We start from the raw sequence: 21,667 nt of genomic DNA on the forward strand, positions 1-21,667 counted from the left end.
CAGCTGCGCGCTAAGCATAAAATACACCTGCAGCCTGATCTCTTCCCAGTTGTTTTTCAGCCTGCGCCATGTTCTCCATCCCCCTGAAAAAGGCATCAGGGTTAAAGGAAATACTGTCAATTCCGTGGTTAACCAAAAAGGCGGCATAACTTGGGTAATCGCTGGGAGCCTGGCCACAAAGCCCTACTTTAGTACCGGTACTTTTAGCTTTCTGTAAGGTCATCACGATCAGTTGCTGCACGGCCGGGTCGAAGGGCGAAAAGATATCGCTAAGCAAACCAGAGTCGCGGTCTGCGCCCAGGGTAAGCTGTGTAAGGTCGTTAGATCCTATCGAAAAGCCATCAAAAATTTCAGCAAACTCCTCGGCTAAAAGGGCGTTGCTTGGTATCTCTACCATCACGTATAGTTCCAGTCCGTGTTCACCGCGGCGCAGTCCATTCTGTGCCATAAGGTCTATTACTTTGTTGCCTTCTTCTATAGTTCTGCAAAAAGGAATCATGAGCTTTACGTTTGTCAGTCCCATCGCTTCGCGTACCTTTTTCATGGCGCGGCATTCGAGTTCAAAGCCATCCTGGTACATGGGGTGATAATAACGGGAGGCTCCTCTGAGTCCGATCATCGGGTTCGATTCATCAGGTTCAAACTGTTTGCCGCCAACCAGGTTTGCATACTCATTCGATTTAAAGTCGCTCATCCTGACGATTACATCCTTCGGGTAAAATGCTGCTGCCACTACAGCCGTAGCTTCAGCCAGCCGGTCAACAAAATAAGTTTCTTTATCGGGGTAATGGTGTGTGAGCTGCTCTATCTTTTCACGGGCTTCCTGGTCCTTTACTTTATCAAAATGCTTCAGCGCCATCGGGTGTATCTGTATCGCGTTGTTTATGATAAATTCCATGCGCATCAGTCCCACCCCATCGTTCGGGAGAAAAGAATATTTAAATGCCTGCTCCGGGTCGCCGAGGATAAGCATGGCTTTGGTCTGCGGCCTTTCCAGTTTGCTCATGTCGGTTTGCTTTTCGGTCCACTTTAGTTTGCCTTCATACACATAGCCGGTTTCGCCACCTGCCGTTGATACCGTTACCAATTGCCCGTCTTGTATAGTTTGGGTAGCGTTTTGGGTTCCCAGCACAGCTACGGCACCTACTTCGCGGGCAACTATGGCAGCGTGACTGGTGCGCCCACCCTGTTCAGTTATGATTGCTATAGCTTTACGGAGTATAGGGTCCCAGTCGGGGTCAGTTTTGCGGGTAACCAACACCTCTCCTTCCTGCAGTTTATCTATCTCTTTGGGGGATTGAAGTATACGCGCAACGCCTGATACGATCTTATTACTGAGTCCAATTCCTGAGCAGAGCACGTTTCCTTTTTCTTTAAGCGTATAGTCTGTAAAAAATGCCTGATTCTTGTGCTGGCTTTGCACTGTTTCGGGGCGTGCCTGAACTATAAAAAACTCACCGGTTACACCGTCCTGTGCCCACTCAATATCCATGGGTTGGTTATAGTGTTCCTCTATCCGTTTTCCCCATTTAGCTAGTTGCGCAACTTCCTCATCTTTCAACACAAATTGTTCCTGCCTGTCGGGTGGTGTATCCAGATTGATGATCGCATCGGTGGGCAATTGCAGTTCATTAGCGCCAGGGTCAGCATATACCATGGTCTTTGCTTTACTGCCAAGCCTGCGCGACAGGATCGGTTGTTCTGCCTTGCCCAGCATTGGCTTAAAAACGACAAACTCATCGGTATTTACGGCGCCCTGCACCACGTTCTCACCCAGTCCCCAGGAGCCAGAAATAACGACAACATTCTCAAATCCAGTATCCGGATCAAGGGTGAACATGACACCCGAACTTGCCTTATCCGAGCGAACCATTACCTGCACACCTACTGATAATGCGACCTGCATATGTTCAAATCCATTATCAACCCGGTATTTTATAGCTCGATCAGTGAAAAGGGAAGCGTAACTATGATGGCAGGCTTTCAGGAGATTGGGCAAACCTCTCACGTTCAGGTAGGTTTCCAGTTGCCCGGCAAAGCTGGCAGTGGGCAGGTCTTCAGCTGTGGCACTGCTCCGAACGGCCACCGAAATCCCGTCTCCGTAAGTAGCGGTGAGGTAACTATAGCCTTTCGTAATCTCTTCCTGCAGTGGCTGTGGTAAGGTGGCGCCCAGTATAAGTTCGCGGGCTTTGCTGCCAACTTCAGCTAAATTCCCGAATTGTGCAGTATCCAGGCTATTAAGCACCTCTTGCAACTGCTGTTTCAGGTTATTCTGTTCCAGGAAAAACCAGTAGGCATCGGCTGTAGTGGCGTACCCATCCGGCACTTTTATTCCTTCCGGCACCAGTTGATTATACATCTCCCCGAGCGAAGCATTTTTGCCGCCAACTTTACCCAGGTCTTTGTAACTGATGTCTTTAAAATACTTGATAAATGGCTCCATAGAAGTAAATATTTTGTACCTGATATGCGGTTAAAATCTATGTTATAGTGATTCCTCCTGTTCAGTTATTTCTTATAATCCTCCGGCTATAGTTTTTTCACCAGCACTCCAGGCTTAGCTCCTGCCTTGTTTAAGATATTGGTGTTCTGCCCGCTGTTTTATGCCCAGCAGCATGCCGCGCTCCATCACAAAATGTATAGGATCTAAAAGCAGGTACGCCAGTAATTTATTCATCCAGCTTAGCTTTCTTCCATGCGACCGGATCAGAAGGCGGGTACGCTCCTCGTCTAAAGGCTTCAATACAAAAGCGCCCCATCTTTCCAGCACTATAAAATGATTTTCTTCGAGGGCAGCCACGCGCAGTAGTGTTGTATCGCCGTATACTTTTTTAGAGCCAAGCCGGATCGTATCGCCCGCTTTCAGGTGCTGCCATTCCGGCATAATACGGTCGGCGTTATGGATATCGGCGCGCACCAGGTTTTCAAGGAAAGAGTAACTATAAAAACCGGCTTTGTCCTGACCGATCTGTACCAGCCATTGCCAGACTATAGTTACCGGGGCATTTATGGTGATGGCATGATTCGCAGAAGCATAGTGCATCAGTTCGTCGCCGGGCAAAGGCTGCAGTTGTTCATCTATAGTTGTTCCCCAGTTAATGTACCGCTGCCTTAAGGCTGCTACCACAGCCACATAACCAAGCATTGCTGCTATAGTTAACTTCCCTAAACCAATTGACCTTTTATTCACCATAACCAACTGATGTTCAAGCGTTAAATTATAGTATAAGCCATAAAATTTCAGCTTACTTTTATTTGCTTACGTATTATTTATCAAACAATAGTTATAAAATACCACAAAAAATTAAAGTTTACAGTTTCGTGTAAACTACCTATTCACCCTTCCTGCTGATCAGTGTGTTAACTATAGTTACCTGTAAGCAGCAATGCAGGTATTAATCATTTAAAGGGTGTAAAATGGAATTACCATTCAAGGATAAAGTTGCCATCGTTACCGGAGGAAGTTTCGGAATTGGCAGGGCTACGGCCATTTTGTTTGCCCGGCGCGGTGCTAAAGTAGCTGTAGTTGACTGGATAGAAGACCGGGAAACCGTTGATTCCATAACGTCAGCCGGCGGGGAGGCTATTTTTATTAAATGCGATGTGTCTAAAGATGCTGATGTAAGCAGCATGGTAGAGCAAACTATAAACAAGTTCGGCCGTCTGGATTACGCTTTTAATAACGCAGGTATCGAGGGCGAATCGGCCCCGACTCACGAGGTTACTGAAGAAAACTTTGACAAAGTGATCGGTATTAACCTGAAAGGTGTGTGGCTTTGCATGAAATACCAAATCCCGCAAATGCTAAAGCAGGGCAAAGGCGCTATCGTTAATTGTTCTTCCATAGCCGGCGTGATTGGTTTTCCGGGCATCCCTATTTATACCGCCTCAAAGCATGCGGTTATCGGCATTACCAAAACAGCGGCTTTAGAATATGCTACTCAGGGAATCCGGGTAAATGCCGTTTGCCCCGGCGTAATTCAGACCCCCATGATAGACCGTTTTATAGAGAAGAATAACACCACCCGGGAAGCAATGGCCAGCGGAGAGCCCATCGGCAGGTTTGGAGAGCCCGAAGAAATTGCAGAAGCCGCGATCTGGCTTTGTTCTGATGCCTCCTCGTTTACCACAGGTCATGCACTGGTAGTAGACGGCGGTTGGGTAGCGAGGTAATTAATAATGAGTAATTATTCTTTATCCTACGCCATTAATCATTAGTCATTAATAATCAGACATTAAAATGGTTGCACCAAACTTACCGGATTATACTTCCTTCACCTCCGCTTTTAGCTGGGAGAAGGAGAAGTCTGGTCTGAGCGGATTGCCTGATGGACAAGGATTAAACATTGCTTACGAGGCAATTGACAGACACGCGACCGGGGAATTGCGAAACCACACGGCCTTTCGCTTTATAAAAAAGGATTTGTCGGTGATGCAATGCTCTTACCATGATTTTATGGAGCTGACCAATCGTTTTGCCAACGTGCTAAGTGAGTTAAGCATAACTAAAGGTGACCGCGTTTTCTCTTTTTTGGGCCGTATGCCAGAGTTATACTTTTCAGCGCTCGGCACGCTTAAGAAAGCAGCAGTTTTTTGCCCTCTGTTCAACGTATTTGGCCCTGAACCTATATTTCAACGCCTGAGCCGTGGCGATGCCAAAGTGCTGATTACAACCAAAGACCTGTTTGAGAAAAAAGTACGCCAGTTGCTGGAACGATTACCGGGGCTAAAGTTTGTGTTGCTGACTGATATTGACAAGGATGAAAATGAAAAGATCCGTTCGCTTCCCCGCATGATGGAACAGGCTTCGGACGAATTCTCCATACCTCCTACCAACCCCGAAGATCCGGCTTTGCTGCACTTTACCAGTGGCACGACTGGCATGCCAAAAGGTGCTTTGCACGTACATAAAGCTGTGCTGGTGCATTACGTTACCGGTAAATATGTGCTCGATTTTCACCCCGATGATATTTACTGGTGCACTGCCGACCCCGGCTGGGTAACAGGTACTTCCTATGGCATCATCGCCCCGTTGGTAAATGGCGTAACCAATGTGGTCGATGAAGAGGAATTTGATGCCACCCGCTGGTATTCTATACTTGAAAAACAGAAGGTAAATATCTGGTATACTGCCCCGACAGCCATCCGGCGATTAATGCGCATGAACATCAAACCAGGAGAACAATACAAACTGGAAAACCTCCGCCTGATGCTGAGTGTGGGGGAACCCCTGCACGCGGATGCAGTGATCTGGAGCGAAAAGATGTTCGGAATGCCATTCTTGGATAACTGGTGGCAAACCGAGACAGGCGGCATTATGATCGCAAACTATAGAGCAATGCAGGTAAAACCTGGATCGATGGGTAAGCCTTTGCCGGGCGTGGAAGCTGCCATTGCCGAGGTTACAGATGAGAGTTTAACAATCATTGATGAACCAAATAGAGACGGACACCTGGTTCTGAAACGTGGCTGGCCTTCGATGTTCCGCACCTACCTGCACGAAGAAGAACGCTATAACAAATGTTTCCGTGGAGACTGGTACATAACCGGCGACCTGGCCAAAAAGGATGCTGATGGCTATTACTGGTTCGTGGGCAGAGCTGATGACATCATTAAAACTTCCGGCCACATGGTAGGTCCTTTTGAAGTGGAAAGCGCTTTGATGGAACACCCTGCCGTAGCCGAAGCCGCCGTGATCGGGAAGCCAGATCAACTGATCGGAGAAGTAGTGAAAGCCTTTATCGTGCTTAAGCCGGATCAGAAAGCAGATGATAATTTGAAAATGGATATAACGGCTCACGCCAGACGAAGACTGGGTCCTGCTGTGGCACCAAAAGAGATCGCTTTTATTGATAATCTACCTAAAACACGCAGCGGAAAGATATTGCGCCGGTTGCTGAAGGCCAGGGAGTTGGGTTTACCGGAAGGTGATCTTTCGACCTTAGAGCAGCCGTAAAACTCTCCCCTTGAGGGGAGCAAGAGGGGTGTTAATGTACATTGGGAAGTATAGCCGTCGAATAATTTGTTATTGTATTAAACACCCCTGTAGTCCCCTCAAAGGGACACTAAAAAATATTGCATGGAACAGCAAGCAAACCAAAGTATAAATCTCACTGTTGAGCAGGTCAAAAAACTGCTTTACCAGATGATACTGATCCGGAGGTTTGAGGAAAAATCTGCCGAGATGTATACCAAGGAAAAGATCCGTGGATTTTTGCATCTATACGTCGGTGAAGAAGCTGTTGCCGTGGGTGTGATGCAGGCGCTGCGTCCGGAAGACAATGTGCTCTGTACGTACCGGGAGCATGGCCATGCACTGGTGCGTGGGCTAGCACCGGGTGTAATCATGGCTGAAATGTATGGCAAGCAGGAAGGCTGTAGCCGGGGCCGCGGAGGTTCTATGCACCTCTTCGACGCTAAAACAAAATTCTACGGCGGCAACGCGATTGTGGCGGGTCACCTGGCGATGGCCGTGGGATTGGCTCTCGCGGATAAAAAGATGAAACGAGACCAACTGACCTGTTGTTTTTTTGGTGAAGGAGCCATGGCGGAAGGTGCTTTTCATGAAGCCTTAAACCTGGCTGCGCTATGGCAGGTGCCGGTTCTGTTTGTATGTGAAAATAACCTCTATGCCATGGGAACAGCTTTGCGCTATACCCACGCCCAGACAAACCTCGAACTGAAAGGTGCCGCTTATGGTATCTCATCCTCTACAGTGAACGGCATGGATTTACTTAAAGTGATGGCAGCTGCCAACACAGCTACTGAAACTGTGCGTAAAACTGGTCAGCCATACTTCCTGGTATGCAATACGTATCGTTTCCGGGCGCATTCCATGTTTGATGCCGAGCTTTACCGCGAAAAAAGTGAGGTGGAAGAATGGAAGACACGCGACCCGATTCCTGCCTTTACCAATTATCTGATGCAGCAGCAACTCCTAACAGATGAAGATTTCAAAATAATAGGAGCCCAGGTAGACAATGAAGTTCAGCAAGCCGTGGACTATGCCGAGACCTGCAGTTTTGAGCCGGTGGAAGAACTCCTGAAGTATACATACAGCGAAAGAAAAAGCTGATGGCAGGCAACCTGGTCACATACCGCGAATGTATAAAACAGGCCATACGGGAGGTCCTGCTTGGTGATGAGCGTGTATTTATGATGGGCGAAGATGTGGGCCATTATGGCGGCGCATTTGCCGTAAGCAAGAACCTGCTGCAGGAATTCGGTCCTGAACGGATTATGGATACACCTTTGTCCGAAGCTGGTTTTGTAGGCGCAGGTATAGGCGCAGCCCTGGGCGGCATGCGACCAATTGTGGAGATCATGACCGTGAATTTCAGCCTTTTGGCCCTGGACCAGATCGCTAATAATGCCGCTACGCTGCTGCACATGTCTGGTGGGCAGTTTAATGTGCCGCTTGTTATCCGGATGAGCGCCGGTATAGGCAGGCAACTGGCAGCGCAACACTCGCATAGCTGGGAACCGCTGTTTGCACACCTGCCCGGTTTGCGTATACTTTCTGCCGGAACCCACGAAGACGCCCGTTACATGCTCGCTCCTGCCCTGCTCGATCCTGACCCGGTCATCATCTTTGAGTATACCTCCTTATTGAATGTAGAAAAAGAGCTGCCCGTACACGCTGGAAGTATAGACATCAGCAAAGCCAGAGTACGGCGTGAGGGCAAGGATATTTCCATTATTACGTATGGCACCGGCGTTTACAAAGCCTTAACAGCTGCAGAGGAATTGGCGCAGGCAGGTATGGAAGCCGAGGTAGTGGACCTGCGTATACTTCGCCCGTTGGATGATGAAACCATTATGGCTTCCGTGGCGAAAACCAATCGTGCCCTGCTAGTGGAAGACGCCAGCAGATCGGTTAGCGTGTCTTCTGAAGTAAGTGCCAGGATCATGGAAAAATGCTTTTATGAACTTGACGCGCCGGTGCAGCGGCTCTGTGGTGCTGAAGTGCCGATTCCCTACCCCAAACACCTTGAAGACGCAGCCGTGCCACAGCCTGCCCAGATTGTATCAATGGTAAAAAGTATACTGCAGCATGATCGAGTATAAAATGCCCAGCCTCGGAGCCGATATGGAGAGCGGCTTTCTGCGTGAGTGGCGCGTGCAGCCCGGCGACCATATCCATAAAGGCGACATCATTGCCGAAGTGGAAACACAGAAAGGCATTATCGAGATAGAGGTTTTTGAAGAAGGTATAATTGGTGAACTGCTTGTTAAGATAAATGAACAGGTACCAGTAGGTACAGCTATGGCAACTATACTTTCGGAGGAGGAAGCCCGGTCGGGTATTAAAGCGGTACCAACTGAAGCACAAAAGGAAACTATTGTTGCCCCGCCGGTTACTGCAACTATAGTTCAACCGGAAACTATACCGCACCCTCATCATATCCGGGCTTCGCCGCTGGCTAAGAGAATTGCAGCTGAAAAAGGGATTGACATAGCTACCATACATGGTACAGGACCAGATGGCGCCGTAACACGGGACGATGTAGAGCATGCCATTGCGGCACAGGTAGCCCCTATGGCAGAAGCACCTAAAGTAGCACCTGCAGAAAAACCTGTTATGCCTGAAATAAAGGCCGAAGCCAAACCAAAAATTGAAATCCCCGAAATACCTAAGCCCACAGCTACACCCACCACTGCTGCAGAAAGTATAAGAATGGCCGTGGCCGCCGCCATGAGCAAGTCGAACCGGGAAGTGCCGCATTATTACCTCGAAACTAAAATAGACATGAGCAAGGCGCTGGCCTGGCTGTCGGAAACGAACAAACAGCGCCCTGTAAAAGAACGCTTGTTACCGTCGGTGTTGCTGATCAAAGCTGTGGCGAAAGCACTGATAGATGTACCCGACCTGAACGCCTGGTGGGAAAACGGACTGCAGCGGAAAGAAAGTATAAATGTGGGTTATGTAGTAGCCTTGCGCACAGGCGGTATCATGGTGCCTGCTATTCACGATGCCGATACCAAATCGCTGGATGAGCTGATGCAGGCCCTGAACGACCTGATTCCCCGTGCCCGTGCCCTTCGACTGCGCAGCTCTGAACTTGCCGACTCCACTATTACCGTAACAAGCCTGGGTGAAGGAGGAGTTGAAACTGTGTATGGCGTTATCTACCCGCCACAAGTGGCCCTGGTGGGTTTTGGAGGCATTACCGAGCAACCCTGGACAGAGAACGGTATGCTGGCAGTACGGCCTATACTTACTGCTACACTTGCCGCAGATCACCGGGCCTCCGATGGCAGCACTGGCAGCAGATTCCTCACATCCATCAAAAACTACTTACAGCAACCCGACAAACTATGACAGCAGAAGAGATAAAACAGACCCTGGTTCAGCGCCTAAAAAGTATAGCTCCCGATACGGAGCCGTCACAACTGCAACCTGATGATAATATCCGGCAAAGTTTAGGTATTGATTCCTTTGATTATCTGCAGTTTATAGTTGCGATCGATGAACAGTTTAGTATTGAAACACCAGAAGAGGATTACGGCAAGATCCAGACATTGCGGGAGCTGACTGAGTATGTAGCAGCGCGGGTGAAAGGGTGAATTAAAGTATACCTCAATAAATACTACTTCTATCGATTGGTTTATATTCTGCATAACTACCTAAAACATAGAGGATTATTTAGGTTATTTTAGTAGCTCACACGTAAAACTATACTTATAATAGTTTATACTTATTTAACCCGATTACAAGTGTCCATGCTTATACTTCCCATACTTTTGTTCACACTGATTTGGTCCGAAGCGCCTCTTCATAAACAGCCCAGCGCCCAGGAAATTGTGCAGCGTGCCGATGATAAAGTGCGGGGCAAATCGAACCAGGGCGAAATGGTGATGCGGATCGTACGACCAACCTGGAAGCGGGAAATCGGGTTGAAAAGCTGGGCCAAAGGCACTGAACAGGCCATGATCGTAGTTACCTCCCCTGCCCGCGACAAAGGCACCGCCTTCCTGAAACGAAAGCGCGAAGTATGGAACTGGCAACCTTCCATAGACCGAACTATAAAACTCCCTCCTTCCATGATGCTGCAATCCTGGATGGGCTCCGACTTTACAAACGACGACCTGGTAAAGGAATCTTCGGTGGTGCAGGACTATACCCATACCCTGGCCGGCGATACCATCATCGACAATCGACCCTGTTATAAGATCATCATGATTCCGAAGGAAGAAGCGGCGGTGGTCTGGGGCAAGGTCATCACGTACATCGACAAGAAAGATTACCTGCAACTGCTTGTCCTTTTTTATGACGAAGACGGAGAACTGGTAAACACCATGAAGGCTTCGAACATTAAAATGCTGGGAGGCCGTTTATTGCCGGCCCGCATGGACATGACACCAGCCGATAATCCGCAGAACCATACGATCATAGAGTATCGCTCTTTAAAATTTGATGTGCCGCTGGAGGATAGTTTCTTTTCCATTCAAAACCTGAAACGGGTAAAATAAGCGATGTACCTGCTCCTGGCCTGGCGAAATATCTGGCGCAACCGCCGCCGCACGCTCATCACGCTGGCCTCAGTGGCATTTGCTGTTTTCTTCTCCTGCATGATGCAGTCTATGCACACAGCCGCCTGGGGAAACCTGATAGATAATGCGGTACGCTTTTATACCGGCTACATACAAGTACACCAGCAAGGCTACTGGAACGACAAGACCCTCGATAACAGCTTCGAAAACAAGCCAGCGCTGCAGAAGAGAATAGCCTCAAACCCGCATATAGTTACTGTTGTTCCCCGGCTCGAAAGTTTTGCGCTGGCTTCCGGCACCGACCGCACCAAGGGCACGCTCGTGATTGGCATTGAACCTGAAAAAGAAGACGGACTGACCAACCTGCGTAACAAAATGCGGGGAGGCAGCTATTTAAAGACAGGTGAAAAGAAGGTATTACTGGCCGAAGGCCTGGCCCATTTCCTGAAACTCGCTCCAAAAGATACGGTTGTGCTTATCAGCCAGGGCTACCATGGGGCAAATGCTGCGGGCAAGTATGAAGTTGCCGGCATCGTTAAATTCCCGTCACCCCAACTAAACGACCAGGTAGTTTACCTGTCGCTGGCAGAAGCGCAATGGCTTTACGATACTGGTAACCGCATTACCTCGCTTTCGCTGCTGGTAGATGATCCGGAGAAAGTGGAAACTATTACCGGGTCGCTGGAGCAAGAGCTGAACGCAACGCAATTTGAGGTGATGAGCTGGCAGGAAATGATGCCGGAACTGGTGCAGAGCTTCGAGATCGATCGCCTGGGTGGTGAGATCATTCTATATATACTATATGCCGTTATCGGGTTTGGTATTTTCGGTACGTTCCTGATGATGACCGCCGAGCGTCGCTACGAAATGGGTGTGATGATCGCGATTGGTATGAGCCGACTGAAGTTGCAGGCAGTTATGTTCCTGGAGATAATTATGCTGGCCCTGGGTGGTACGTTACTGGGTTTGTTGCTGAGCCTGCCAGTAATTTTTTACCTGCATCATAACCCCATACCTGTTACCGGTAACCTAGCAGAACTGTACCAGAACTATGGCATGGAGCCTGTCATTCCGTTCTCGCGCAAAGCTGCAATTTTTTTGCGGCAGGCCTACATCGTGGCCATTATCACCTCGGTACTGGGCATTTACCCGCTCTGGTTCATACAACGGCTTATACCTGTAACTGCACTCCGAAACTAACGCCTTATGCCTATGCTCCTCCTGATAGCCTGGCGCAACATCTGGCGCAACCCCACCCGAAGTATAGTGGTGATTGCGGCCATTGCCGTTGGTATCTGGGCTATTGCAATTACGGTGGGCTTCATCAACAGCTTGTCCGACAGCTATATCCGAAACTCCATCAACTACGATTATTCGCACCTGCAGGTACACCATCCGCAATTTCTGCAGGAACCAGAAGCACGGTACAGCATACGCAACAGCCAAAGTATAACCGACTACCTGCAACACAACCCTGACGTGAAGGCCTATAGCCAGCGCGTGCTGATAAACGGGATGATCGCTTCCACCAGGGCAAGTGCCGGCGTGCAGATCTACGGCATTAACCTACCCCAGGAAAAAGCGGTTACCTCTATCGATTCGTTGCTAACAGAAGGAAATTACTTTACCGAAAAACCACGGAACGCTATACTTATCAGCCGAAAACTGGCCGACAAACTGAAAGCTGAACTACGAACAAAACTGGTACTTACTTTCCAGGATATAGAGGGCAACGTTACGGCAGGAGCTTTTCGGGTGCAGGGTATTTTCGATTCGCCTTCGCCCCGCTTAAACGAAGGAGGCGTGTATGTGCGACAACAGGACCTGAACCAGTTACTCGGCACCGATACCCTTACACACGAAATAGCGGTTTTGCTGCACACCAACGCAAAAGTGCCGGCAGTTGCGAAAGAGCTCCGACGTAGAAACCTAACTACAGAAATAAAAACCTGGGAAGAACTGTCGCCGGAGCTGGAACTGATACAGGAACAATCTAACCTGACGATGGCTATACTTCTGGTAATTCTGATGGTAGCACTGGCTTTTGGCATTGTGAACACCATGCTGATGGCAGTGCTGGAACGTGAGCGGGAACTGGGCATGCTCATGGCCATCGGTATGAACCGGCAGCGCATTTTTAGTATGATCCTGATGGAGACTATTTTTCTATCGCTGGTGGGTGGGCCCGTCGGGTGTTTGTTGGGCTATGCCACCGTTACGTGGCTCGGCGATACGGGTATAGATCTCTCAGCCTGGACCAAAGGCTTGCAGCAATACGGTTACAGCACTAAGTTCTTCCCGTTTCTATCCCTTAAAGAATACATCCTGATGGTAGCCAGCGTAGTGCTGACAGCTATACTTGCCGCCATGTATCCCTCGTACAAAGCCGTAAAACTAAACCCGGTAGAGGCAATGAGAAGCTGATGGAAATTAAGAATTAGGAATGGGAATTATAAAGTATGAATCTATTAAATAAACCCACCCCTAGCCCCTCCAAGGGGGGAATTATACAGGAATAACCCATGCCGCAAGTTTGCAACTTGTGGTTAAGTAGGTTATCAAGTATATAACTCAACTGGGCCGGAGGCGCAACTATAGCAAGTCACGAGCGAGGACGCTCGCGCCATAGTTACTTGAGGTAAAGTTCCCCTTTGAAGGGGGCGGCAATCGTGCACAAATATTAAAACCAAAGTATAAACCAAACACAAACCACCATGCCAGAAGTTGTGATCAGGACAAGCGGGTTAACCAAAGTATACCAGGAAACGAAAGTACCCGTAAATGCGCTGGGCGGAGTAGACCTGGAGATACGGGAAGGTGAGTTTACAGCTGTGGTCGGGCCATCCGGCTCTGGCAAATCTACGTTACTGCACATTATCGGCGGTCTTGATTATCCTACGGAAGGTCAGGTAGAAGTGGGTGGCCACCACCTGAACGAACTCAACGATCGCGAACTCATCGACTTCCGGCTGGAGCATATTGGCTTCGTGTTCCAGGCATTTAACCTTATACCAGTGCTCACGGCTAAAGAGAATGTAGAGTTTATCATGCTGCTGCAAAAACTCTCTGCCAAAGAGCGGGAAGCACGGGCCATAAAGTTGCTACAGGAAGTTGGCCTCGGCGACCGCATACACAACCGGCCATCAGAACTTTCGGGTGGGCAGCAGCAGCGTGTAGCGGTGGCCCGGGCGTTGGCTTCGAGGCCGCAGTTTATACTGGCCGACGAGCCCACCGCCAACCTCGACTCCAAAGCTGCCGGAAACCTGCTGAACATGATGGCCGAGATGAACCAGCGCGAAAAAGCCACTTTCATCTTCTCGACCCACGACCAGCGCGTGATCGAGAAAGCCCGACGCGTGATTACCCTGGAAGATGGCGTGATCGTTTCGGACGTAACCAAATCCTGATATGCGTGCCCGGGCCTGGATAGCGGTATTTATACTTTGGCTGAGCGCCTGCAATGCCCTGGCACAAACGGATTCAGTAAGTATAGATTCCGATACAGTTACCCAAACCAAACCACGTAAAGCTATACTTCAGAACCTGCAGCTAAAGGGTTATGTAAAGCAACTGCAGACATTTATACTTGTCCGTGGCCTCGATTCCCTCCTCACTGAAAACCTGCTGCACAACCGCCTCAACTTTAACTACACCATTGATACCTCGCTGCATGTGATGGCAGAAGTGCGCACCCGCATTTTCTACGGCGACCTGCTGCGCCAGGTACCCATTTACCCGCAACTTATCGACTCCGGAAACGATGTATGGGACCTCTCGGCGATGCCTGTTAAAAGCCGCTCGTTACTGGTGCATACCATGCTTGACCGCGCGTACCTGGAGTATACCAAAAACCAGCTGGAAGTGCGCCTGGGCCGGCAGCGCATTAACTGGGGCCTGAACCTTGTCTGGAACCCCAACGATATTTTCAACGCCTACTCTTACCTGGATTTTGACTATGAAGAGCGCCCTGGCAGCGACGCCGTGCGGGTACGCTACTTCAGTGGTTTTGCCGGGGGAGCCGAGTTTGCCGCCCGCCTCACCACCGACCCGGAAAAACGCACCATAGCCGGCCTGTATAAGTTTAACCGCAGCGAGTACGACATTCAGTTTCTGGGAGGTGTAGTTGGACGGGAAGCGGTACTGGGCCTGGGCTGGGCCGGAAGTATACAGGATGCCGGCTTTAAGGGAGAGTTTACCTACTTCCACCCCTACCGGGACCCGCTGGATGCAAGTGGCCAATTGCTCGCTTCCGTTTCGGCAGACTATTCTTTTGCCAGTTCGCTATACCTGCATGGCTCGGTGCTATACAACAGCAAGGGAGAGAAAAACCCGCAGACACTTCTGCTTCAGGCCTTTCAGCCGGGACGCCTGTCGGTCAAGGAGCTATCGCCCTACCGGTACAATGTATTCGGGCAGGTGAGCTATACCTTTCATCCGCTGCTCACCGGCAGACTCGCCACCATCTACTTCCCCGAAGACCAGGCCTTCTTCCTCAACCCCGTCCTCACCTACTCCGCCTTCCCCAACCTGGACCTTGACGCTATAGGGCAGTTGTTTATGGATTCTGAACAGGGCGAGTTTAAGGCAACAACCAAGGTTATTTATGCGCGGGTGAAATGGAGTTTTTGAGGGAAGGATTAAGTATAAATTAATTTCTATATTTGATAAGTTAAAAGTACTATAATTGCTAAAACAGATAAGTACTCCATACATAGTGCAGATAGTGGGAGTAGCTACTCCTGCTATACGCTAGTTGGTAGTAATAACAGTTATGAATTGGAAAAAGAATTTATAAAAGGTGGCCTGAGAGCAGCAGCATATTATGTTATTGGGTTTGCGATAGCATGGGCAGCCTATCTAATCTTTGGTTGGGAATATATACATGCCCCTGGTATCCACCACTTGATTGGTCTTCTTGTTTTGATTATTGGTGTCTTTCTGCTAATCCGCAGGTTAGTTGAATTTTTTAAAAACTCTGCGAATAGTTCAAATAAAGGCGCACTACTTATTCACTTTGTTGTGATAGGTGGCTTTGGTATCTACTTCTTGATTATCTTGAATGAAGTTAGAAAACCTTATGAACCTAGTGAAGAAGCACTTGCAGAAGCTGAATACTTAATCACTGATGATAAAACAGAGTCAATCATAATTCAAAATGGATTAGGAGACACTGTATTTCTTCAAGTTGCTGATTCAGTTCTTATTGATAAAAAGAATTATAAAGAATAACTTCCACCAACACAGCTCATAAGTTATGCTTCGGCTGATAGCCTTGCACACCTTCTGCACGAGCACGTCAGACTGTCTAAATACTTGCTGTTTGCTGCAACTTTCATGAAGGGAAAGGACTAAACATTAGTTTACCATTTCCTTACGGCCATGAAGTTCATACACGCCTGCCGCCGCGACCAGCCTCCCTGTGGGGGTGCCAGTTTGGAGGCGCTAATCGCCCCGGACAATGAGGTGCGGTTGATCGACGCTTTTGTTGATTCGCTCTCACTTGAGAAATTAGGCTTCCGTACCGATTTCCCCGAGAACGGGCGCCCGGCTTACCACCCGACCATCCTGCTCAAGCTCCTGGTCTATGGCTACCTGAACCGCATCCGCTCGTCGCGCTGCCTGGAGCGGGAGTGCCACCGTAACCTGGAAGTGATGTGGCTCTTGGGCCAGCTCACACCCGACCACAACACCATCGCTAATTTCCGCAAACATAACAGCAAAGCTATCACGAACGTATTCCGCAACGCCGTCCGAATGGCCCGGCAGCTCCAGTTGATCGGCGGGGAGCTATTGGCTGGCGACTCCACTAAACTTCGCGCCCAGAACTCTAAGAAAAACAACTACAACCGGGCCAAGATAGCCCGCCACCTTCTCTACATCGAGCAGAAGCTCTCGGAGAGCAACCAAGCACTTGCCCAGGCAAGAGACGCTGTTCAGGTTGCGCAGCTGGCCGACAACATGGCTCGGCATGCCCGGCGCAGGGAATACTACCTGCAGCTCTTGCAACAGCTTCAGGAGTTTGGTGAAGATCAGGTCTCTACTTCCGATCCCGAAAGCCGGCAAATGATCATTCGTAATACCATCACCGAAGTAGCTTATAACGTACAGGCTACGGTCGATGCCCGGCACTGCCTTTTGATCGACTACCAGGTGACCAACCACAACGACTGCAAAGCGATGGGCAATATGCTCAGAAGGGCTAAGAGCATACTTAGAAAGCACTCCTTCACGGCCCTTTTCGACAAAGGCTACTACACTGGAACTGAACTAGAGATTGCCCAGCAGCTGGGCATCCGAACGCTGGTAGCCATCCCGGCACCGGCAGCGGTGGCTCCGGACCAGGCTTACAACCTGGAGCACTTTATCTACGACAGGGCTAAAAATACCTACACCTGTCCCGAAGGCCACACGCTTACGACCAATGGGCATGTCTACACCAAGAACCTGAACCGGTCTAACCCGACCAGCTTTCACCAGTACCGTACCAAAGCCTGCAAGACATGCCCGGCACGAACGCGCTGTACCACGGCCAAAAACGGAAAGCTCATCGAACGCAACCTTTACTCGCCTCTGTTTGAGAAGAACCGACAAAATGTAGCAGCCAACCCGGAGCTCTATAAGCGGCGGCAGGCCATTGTCGAGCATCCTTTCGGCACCATCAAGCGGCAATGAGGCTACAGCTATGTGCTTACCAAAAAAGGAATGGATAGGGCTTCAGCTGATGTAGGCCTGATGCTGGTGGCCTACAACCTGCGCCGCATCTTCCACATCATCGGCTGGGAGCGACTGCTGGCCTATTTCAGGGCCTATATGACTTGCGAATCCCTCCTAGGCACCTTTCGGGCCTGCTGGCAGCACTTGGGCTTACTTATAAAGTTGACATATAACCATTCATTATATCTGCAAATTGCTATCTTTAAACAGCCAACATGCAGAGGTTATTAGACAAACTGGCGTTGGCTTTAATTGAAATGATGAATAGACTCGCTCTTTTACTGTTAACCATCCTTTTAGCTTCTTGTGGAGACAAACCAAAGGAGTCAGAAAAGATATACTATGTGGTGAAGGAAGGGGAAAACTATATCACGAGTGAAAAATATAAAAATGACCCGCCACCGCCAACTGACCTGACCTATGGCGAGTACAACTTCATATTTGTTGGCAGCGATAAAGTATATCTACATACGGTTTCCCACAGGCATCTTTGCGGTTTCGGCATGAGTGAATCAGATTACATCAAAGTACCTTTCATAGAGCTTACGCCTAAACAAGTTAAGGAGCTAAGAACTGAAGATGTAGCTCCTTTCCTTGATTCTGCCATGAGAATTAACTGGCAGATGTACCAGCCTAACTGGGTCGTTACCCTCTCAAGTTCAACTGACACGATAACAAATCCTGCTTTTGAACAGATTAGCAACTACCTAACGAATGGCTTACATATAAGATACAACATTAGAAAGTGGACAAAGGAAGAAAGCTATGCGATAAGAGCTAAAATGGAAGGGAAAACTTATACTCCTTTAGAATCTTTTAATGCATTAGGAATTGACTCGAGTGTAGTGTGCAAAAAGTATTAGTGAAACAACATAAGCCAACAAAGCACATGAGCAAAGCTACGGCTACGCCTTACTCACCTCATGTACCAACACGTTAAATCTACTTCCAACAAACCCCAAAAACTATGGTAACCCAGATCTTTGTCAACCTTCCTGTTTCAGACCTGAAAAAGTCTAAGGACTTTTTCACAAAGCTAGGGTTCTCTATAAACGAGCAGTTCACGGACGAAACAGCGGCGTGTGTAGTTATTTCAGAGACTATTTATGCCATGCTGCTGACACACGACAAGTTTAAAATGTTCACCCCAAAAGGCATTTCTGACGCTACTAAAACAACCGAAGTGTTAACGGCACTATCGGTTAACAGTAAAGATGAAGTGAACAAACTGGTGGACGAAGCGCTAGCGGCAGGTGGTACCGAGGCACGTCCAACAGATGATCAGGGCTTTATGTATGGCAGAGCTTTCAACGACCCGGACGGGCACATCTGGGAAGTGTTCTTTATGGATATGAGTCAAATACCGCAAGCCTAAAATACCGTATTTCAGCTATACATACAAAGACACAAAGTATAAAAGCCACGCACCCTAACTGCTGCGTGGCTTTTATACATTAAGGACATCCAATGTACAGATTTACCTGTTTGGTAATATAATTGGTTGCTTGTATTAGGGCTTCATACCTATCAGTGACCTGATAATGGTTTAGGTATGTAAAGGTATCTTCAACCTCCTAATGCGGTCTTATTCTTCTTTCTGCTTGATGGCACTATAAAACACAGGACTGAAATAACGCAGGTTCTCGACGACACAGGCCAAACTATAGAATTTCTCAGGTTTTACCTCTGAGCTGTTGGCAAGTGCTTCTAAGATCGTATCAAGGGTTTGCGTAAAGTTTGTTTCAAATTCTTCGGAGGTCATAAGTATGTGGCTAAAAGTTTATCTACCAAAAGATACAAACTATAAACTATAATAATTCGATTTAGGCAAAAAAAAGCGCGGAACAGTTTCCTGCCCCGCGCTTTTCGGTTAGTGTCAACTATAGACTATAGTTTCTTCAGGCCTTTCATATCCTGCTTGCTGCCTTCTTTAATGCTTACCGCAACACCACCACCCGGGGCAATTGGCTGCTTCAGCACGCTTTTAGAATTTACAAGCACCTTACGGATCGTATATTTCTGTGGATTCTTGTTCCAGCTGGCATCTTTTGCATCGGCATAAATAGTGGCGATGTAGTTTTTGCCTTTTGGCAGGTAATCGAAACGAACAGTTGCTGTGCGGGCATTCTCGTCGGTGATACCACCAACATACCATTCGTTCTTGCCTTTTGCTTTACGGGCTATTGTTACATAGTCCCCTGGCTCTGCTTCCTGCACCCAGGTGTTATCCCAATCCACGGCTACATCTTTAATAAACTGGAATGCATCCGGGAAACGCTCATAGTTCTCAGGCAGGTCGGCAGCCATTTGCAGCGGGCTGTACATGGTTACATAGTAAGCCAGTTGCTTCACCAGGGTTGTATTCACACGCTGGTTACCGCCTGTGTTGTAGTAAGAAAGATCAGTCTGGAAAATACCTGGCGTATAGTCCATCGGGCCACCCATCAGTCTTGTAAACGGTAAAATAGTGGCATGCTCCGGCGCAAGTCCGCCCATGGCTTCAAACTCAGTACCGCGTGCAGATTCCTGCGAAAACCAGTTCGGATAGGTACGGTGCACACCAGTTGGCCTTACAGCTTCGTGGCTGTTTACCATTATCTTATAGTCTGCTGCAGTTTCGGCCACGTGTATGTAGTGGTTCACCATCCACTGGCTGTCGTGGTGCTCCCCTCGTGGTATAATCTTGCCTACATAGCCTGTCTTCACAGAGTTGTAACCATTTTCCTGCATAAACTCAAACGCATCTTTAAGACGGCGCTCATAGTTGGTAGCGGAAGCCGATGTTTCGTGGTGCATCATGATCCTTACACCCTTCGACTTGGCATACGCATTAAGTTCTTTCACATCAAAATCAGGATATGGCGTTACAAAGTCGAACACTTCTTCTTTCCAGTTACCGAACCAGTCTTCCCAGCCAATGTTCCAGCCTTCCACCAATACGGCATCAAAACCATGCTTGGCAGCAAAGTCGATGTGCTTTTTCACGTTTTCGTTAGTAGCGCCATGGCGACCGTTCGGAGTCAGCTTCGAGAAATCGTCTGTCAGTTTAACGTTTGTTTCGGTGCCATAAGCCCAGGTGCTTTTACCGGCTACAAAGTACTCCCACCAAACACCAATGTATTTTACCGGCTTAATCCACGAAACGTCCTTGTATTTTGTAGGCTCGTTCAGGTTCAGTATCAGCTTAGATTCCAGGATATCCGTAGCGTCGTCGCTTACAACTATAGTTCTCCAGGGTGTGTTAAAGTCGGTCTGGATGTAGCCTTTGTTGCCCATCGCATCCGGGGTAAGGTGCGAGCTGAATTTGAAGGTTTTCGGATCTACGTTCAGGTTCATGGCCGGGTAGTTGATCAGGGCTGCTTCGTGAATGTTGATGTAAATACCATCCGAAGATTTCATCATAGAAGGCGTTTGCACAGCTGTAGTTTTGATTGGCCACTGCGCGTGCACATCTATCGTTGCCTTCTTCATCAAACCTGGAATTTCAGATATCTTAGAAGTGGTGTAAGCATATTCGTTGGTATCGTAGTCGCCCGGTATCCACCAGATCTTGTGGTCACCTGCCAGGTTAAACTCCGTGTTTTCTTCTTTAATGATAAAGTAGTTCAGCTCTTTCTGCTCCGGAAACTCATAACGGAAACCCAGACCATCGTTAAACAAACGAAAACGGATGCGGATGTGGCGGTCCTTCTGGTCTTTTTGGTTAAGGGTTACCAGCAATTCGTTATAGTTATTACGGATGGTTTTCTGCTCTCCTAAGATCGGCTCCCAAGTGTTGTTCACACTGTTCTGCTCTGTTTTTGAGACTGTAAAAACATTCATCATCGACGGGGCATCCTTTAGTTCCAGGCCCAGTTTACTTTCTTTGATGACAGGCTTTTTTTTGTACGTCAGCTGGTAAGTAGGTACGCCACCATCTGCCAGTTCAAACTTCAAGGTAAAGTTCTTGTCCGGAGAGGTTATTACCTGCGCATTTACCAGGAAGGTAAAGGTACAAAGGAGCAGTATTAAGGTCAGCCTGCGCAACATACTGCGCGAAGCCTCAGCTGTTTTTGCTGCAACGTGTAAATTCATAGTGTACTTATAATTCATTGGTTAACTGTTTTACAAAGCATAAACTATAGTCTGCCATAAGGTGGCATTTCGGAGAGGCAAATTACATTAAAAGTTCGTTTTTACCTTCTAAATATTGTTGATAATCTAAAGTATATCCTGTGTTTATTACTCCGCTGCAGCATTCATCATGCCCGAGATAGCCTGATACGGTACACTCCTTATAAAATCTGGCAAAATAAGAGGATAAAGCATTAATGTAAACCGAGCCAACGTGGCCTCTTCCCTGATTTTCAATGTCAGGCAAATATTTTCAGGTGACTTATATCATACTTTAAGATAAAAATAAATTAGATATTTACTAACTGATTTCGGATTTGGGAGTTTAATATTCATACTACCGACC

At 48.2% G+C, this 21,667-nt stretch carries 19 protein-coding genes; 15 read left to right on the forward strand and 4 right to left on the reverse strand.

Annotated elements, in window-relative coordinates; all coding sequences use genetic code 11:
* Positions 1-10 precede the first annotated feature (10 nt).
* On the reverse strand, positions 11-2,443 hold the full coding sequence (ppsA, locus tag ABS362_RS03950; RefSeq protein ID WP_350411000.1) for a phosphoenolpyruvate synthase: 2,433 nt from the start codon (positions 2,441-2,443) through the stop codon (positions 11-13).
* Positions 2,444-2,557: 114 nt separating this feature from the next.
* Positions 2,558-3,193 carry a hypothetical protein gene (locus ABS362_RS03955; RefSeq protein WP_350411001.1) on the reverse strand — a complete coding sequence of 212 codons (636 nt, stop codon included), beginning with the start codon at positions 3,191-3,193 and terminating at the stop codon, positions 2,558-2,560.
* Between the two features lie 224 nt (positions 3,194-3,417).
* Here ABS362_RS03955 and ABS362_RS03960 point away from each other — a divergent pair, with 224 nt between their 5' ends.
* The 15 genes from ABS362_RS03960 to ABS362_RS04030 all read left to right on the forward strand — a co-directional run bounded on the left by ABS362_RS03960 (position 3,418) and on the right by ABS362_RS04030 (position 18,583).
* Positions 3,418-4,173 carry an SDR family oxidoreductase gene (locus ABS362_RS03960; RefSeq protein WP_350411002.1) on the forward strand — a complete coding sequence of 252 codons (756 nt, stop codon included), beginning with the start codon at positions 3,418-3,420 and terminating at the stop codon, positions 4,171-4,173.
* A 67-nt stretch (positions 4,174-4,240) separates the two neighbouring features.
* The gene (acsA, locus tag ABS362_RS03965; RefSeq protein WP_350411003.1) at positions 4,241-5,956 is read left to right on the forward strand and encodes an acetate--CoA ligase; all 1,716 of its coding nucleotides are present in this window, start codon (positions 4,241-4,243) and stop codon (positions 5,954-5,956) included.
* Positions 5,957-6,079: 123 nt separating this feature from the next.
* Positions 6,080-7,075 (forward strand): pyruvate dehydrogenase (acetyl-transferring) E1 component subunit alpha, encoded by a 996-nt coding sequence (gene pdhA, locus ABS362_RS03970; RefSeq protein WP_350411005.1) that lies wholly within the window; start codon positions 6,080-6,082, stop codon positions 7,073-7,075.
* Positions 7,075-8,067 (forward strand): alpha-ketoacid dehydrogenase subunit beta, encoded by a 993-nt coding sequence (locus ABS362_RS03975; protein WP_350411006.1) that lies wholly within the window; start codon positions 7,075-7,077, stop codon positions 8,065-8,067. Before pdhA ends, ABS362_RS03975 begins: the two co-directional genes overlap by 1 nt.
* On the forward strand, positions 8,054-9,322 hold the full coding sequence (locus ABS362_RS03980) for a dihydrolipoamide acetyltransferase family protein (protein ID WP_350411007.1): 1,269 nt from the start codon (positions 8,054-8,056) through the stop codon (positions 9,320-9,322). Before ABS362_RS03975 ends, ABS362_RS03980 begins: the two co-directional genes overlap by 14 nt.
* A complete protein-coding gene (locus ABS362_RS03985) occupies positions 9,319-9,567 on the forward strand; it encodes an acyl carrier protein (RefSeq protein ID WP_350411008.1) in 249 nt (82 codons plus the stop codon). Before ABS362_RS03980 ends, ABS362_RS03985 begins: the two co-directional genes overlap by 4 nt.
* A gap of 177 nt (positions 9,568-9,744) precedes the next feature.
* Entirely contained in the window at positions 9,745-10,473 is a 729-nt protein-coding gene (locus ABS362_RS03990; RefSeq protein WP_350411010.1) for an outer membrane lipoprotein-sorting protein, read from the forward strand.
* A 3-nt stretch (positions 10,474-10,476) separates the two neighbouring features.
* Positions 10,477-11,694: an ABC transporter permease gene (locus ABS362_RS03995; protein ID WP_350411012.1), complete on the forward strand. Its 1,218-nt coding sequence runs from the start codon at positions 10,477-10,479 to the stop codon at positions 11,692-11,694.
* Between the two features lie 12 nt (positions 11,695-11,706).
* Positions 11,707-12,918 (forward strand): ABC transporter permease, encoded by a 1,212-nt coding sequence (locus tag ABS362_RS04000; RefSeq protein ID WP_350411013.1) that lies wholly within the window; start codon positions 11,707-11,709, stop codon positions 12,916-12,918.
* Positions 12,919-13,208: 290 nt separating this feature from the next.
* Positions 13,209-13,901 (forward strand): ABC transporter ATP-binding protein, encoded by a 693-nt coding sequence (locus ABS362_RS04005; protein WP_350411014.1) that lies wholly within the window; start codon positions 13,209-13,211, stop codon positions 13,899-13,901.
* Position 13,902: 1 nt separating this feature from the next.
* On the forward strand, positions 13,903-15,123 hold the full coding sequence (locus ABS362_RS04010; protein ID WP_350411015.1) for a hypothetical protein: 1,221 nt from the start codon (positions 13,903-13,905) through the stop codon (positions 15,121-15,123).
* A gap of 147 nt (positions 15,124-15,270) precedes the next feature.
* Positions 15,271-15,723 carry a hypothetical protein gene (locus ABS362_RS04015; RefSeq protein ID WP_350411016.1) on the forward strand — a complete coding sequence of 151 codons (453 nt, stop codon included), beginning with the start codon at positions 15,271-15,273 and terminating at the stop codon, positions 15,721-15,723.
* Between the two features lie 150 nt (positions 15,724-15,873).
* Positions 15,874-17,166 carry an IS1182 family transposase gene (locus ABS362_RS04020; RefSeq protein ID WP_350411017.1) on the forward strand — a complete coding sequence of 431 codons (1,293 nt, stop codon included), beginning with the start codon at positions 15,874-15,876 and terminating at the stop codon, positions 17,164-17,166.
* 257 nt (positions 17,167-17,423) lie between these two features.
* Positions 17,424-18,071, forward strand: a complete 648-nt coding sequence (locus tag ABS362_RS04025) for a hypothetical protein (RefSeq protein WP_350411018.1) — start codon at positions 17,424-17,426, stop codon at positions 18,069-18,071.
* 104 nt (positions 18,072-18,175) lie between these two features.
* Positions 18,176-18,583 (forward strand): VOC family protein, encoded by a 408-nt coding sequence (locus ABS362_RS04030; protein WP_350411019.1) that lies wholly within the window; start codon positions 18,176-18,178, stop codon positions 18,581-18,583.
* Between the two features lie 210 nt (positions 18,584-18,793).
* On the opposite strand, the gene ABS362_RS04035 is transcribed toward ABS362_RS04030, so the two are convergent.
* The gene (locus tag ABS362_RS04035; RefSeq protein ID WP_350411020.1) at positions 18,794-18,970 is read right to left on the reverse strand and encodes a hypothetical protein; all 177 of its coding nucleotides are present in this window, start codon (positions 18,968-18,970) and stop codon (positions 18,794-18,796) included.
* 125 nt (positions 18,971-19,095) lie between these two features.
* Positions 19,096-21,237: a glycoside hydrolase family 97 protein gene (locus ABS362_RS04040; RefSeq protein WP_350411222.1), complete on the reverse strand. Its 2,142-nt coding sequence runs from the start codon at positions 21,235-21,237 to the stop codon at positions 19,096-19,098.
* Between the last annotated feature and the right edge of the window lie 430 nt (positions 21,238-21,667).

Origin of the sequence: Pontibacter populi, from assembly GCF_040278685.1 — a bacterium.
GTDB classification, from domain to species: Bacteria; Bacteroidota; Bacteroidia; order Cytophagales; family Hymenobacteraceae; genus Pontibacter; species Pontibacter populi.

What these genes read in the sequence shown, in the direction of transcription:
- ppsA (WP_350411000.1), bottom strand. Translation starts at nt 2,443, where the DNA reads ATGGAGCCATTTATCAAGTATTTTAAAGACATCAGTTACAAAGACCTG.
- ABS362_RS03955 (WP_350411001.1), bottom strand. Translation starts at nt 3,193, where the DNA reads ATGGTGAATAAAAGGTCAATTGGTTTAGGGAAGTTAACTATAGCAGCA.
- ABS362_RS03960 (WP_350411002.1), top strand. Translation starts at nt 3,418, where the DNA reads ATGGAATTACCATTCAAGGATAAAGTTGCCATCGTTACCGGAGGAAGT.
- acsA (WP_350411003.1), top strand. Translation starts at nt 4,241, where the DNA reads ATGGTTGCACCAAACTTACCGGATTATACTTCCTTCACCTCCGCTTTT.
- pdhA (WP_350411005.1), top strand. Translation starts at nt 6,080, where the DNA reads ATGGAACAGCAAGCAAACCAAAGTATAAATCTCACTGTTGAGCAGGTC.
- ABS362_RS03975 (WP_350411006.1), top strand. Translation starts at nt 7,075, where the DNA reads ATGGCAGGCAACCTGGTCACATACCGCGAATGTATAAAACAGGCCATA.
- ABS362_RS03980 (WP_350411007.1), top strand. Translation starts at nt 8,054, where the DNA reads ATGATCGAGTATAAAATGCCCAGCCTCGGAGCCGATATGGAGAGCGGC.
- ABS362_RS03985 (WP_350411008.1), top strand. Translation starts at nt 9,319, where the DNA reads ATGACAGCAGAAGAGATAAAACAGACCCTGGTTCAGCGCCTAAAAAGT.
- ABS362_RS03995 (WP_350411012.1), top strand. Translation starts at nt 10,477, where the DNA reads ATGTACCTGCTCCTGGCCTGGCGAAATATCTGGCGCAACCGCCGCCGC.
- ABS362_RS04000 (WP_350411013.1), top strand. Translation starts at nt 11,707, where the DNA reads ATGCTCCTCCTGATAGCCTGGCGCAACATCTGGCGCAACCCCACCCGA.
- ABS362_RS04005 (WP_350411014.1), top strand. Translation starts at nt 13,209, where the DNA reads ATGCCAGAAGTTGTGATCAGGACAAGCGGGTTAACCAAAGTATACCAG.
- ABS362_RS04010 (WP_350411015.1), top strand. Translation starts at nt 13,903, where the DNA reads ATGCGTGCCCGGGCCTGGATAGCGGTATTTATACTTTGGCTGAGCGCC.
- ABS362_RS04020 (WP_350411017.1), top strand. Translation starts at nt 15,874, where the DNA reads ATGAAGTTCATACACGCCTGCCGCCGCGACCAGCCTCCCTGTGGGGGT.
- ABS362_RS04025 (WP_350411018.1), top strand. Translation starts at nt 17,424, where the DNA reads ATGCAGAGGTTATTAGACAAACTGGCGTTGGCTTTAATTGAAATGATG.
- ABS362_RS04030 (WP_350411019.1), top strand. Translation starts at nt 18,176, where the DNA reads ATGGTAACCCAGATCTTTGTCAACCTTCCTGTTTCAGACCTGAAAAAG.
- ABS362_RS04035 (WP_350411020.1), bottom strand. Translation starts at nt 18,970, where the DNA reads ATGACCTCCGAAGAATTTGAAACAAACTTTACGCAAACCCTTGATACG.
- ABS362_RS04040 (WP_350411222.1), bottom strand. Translation starts at nt 21,237, where the DNA reads ATGTTGCGCAGGCTGACCTTAATACTGCTCCTTTGTACCTTTACCTTC.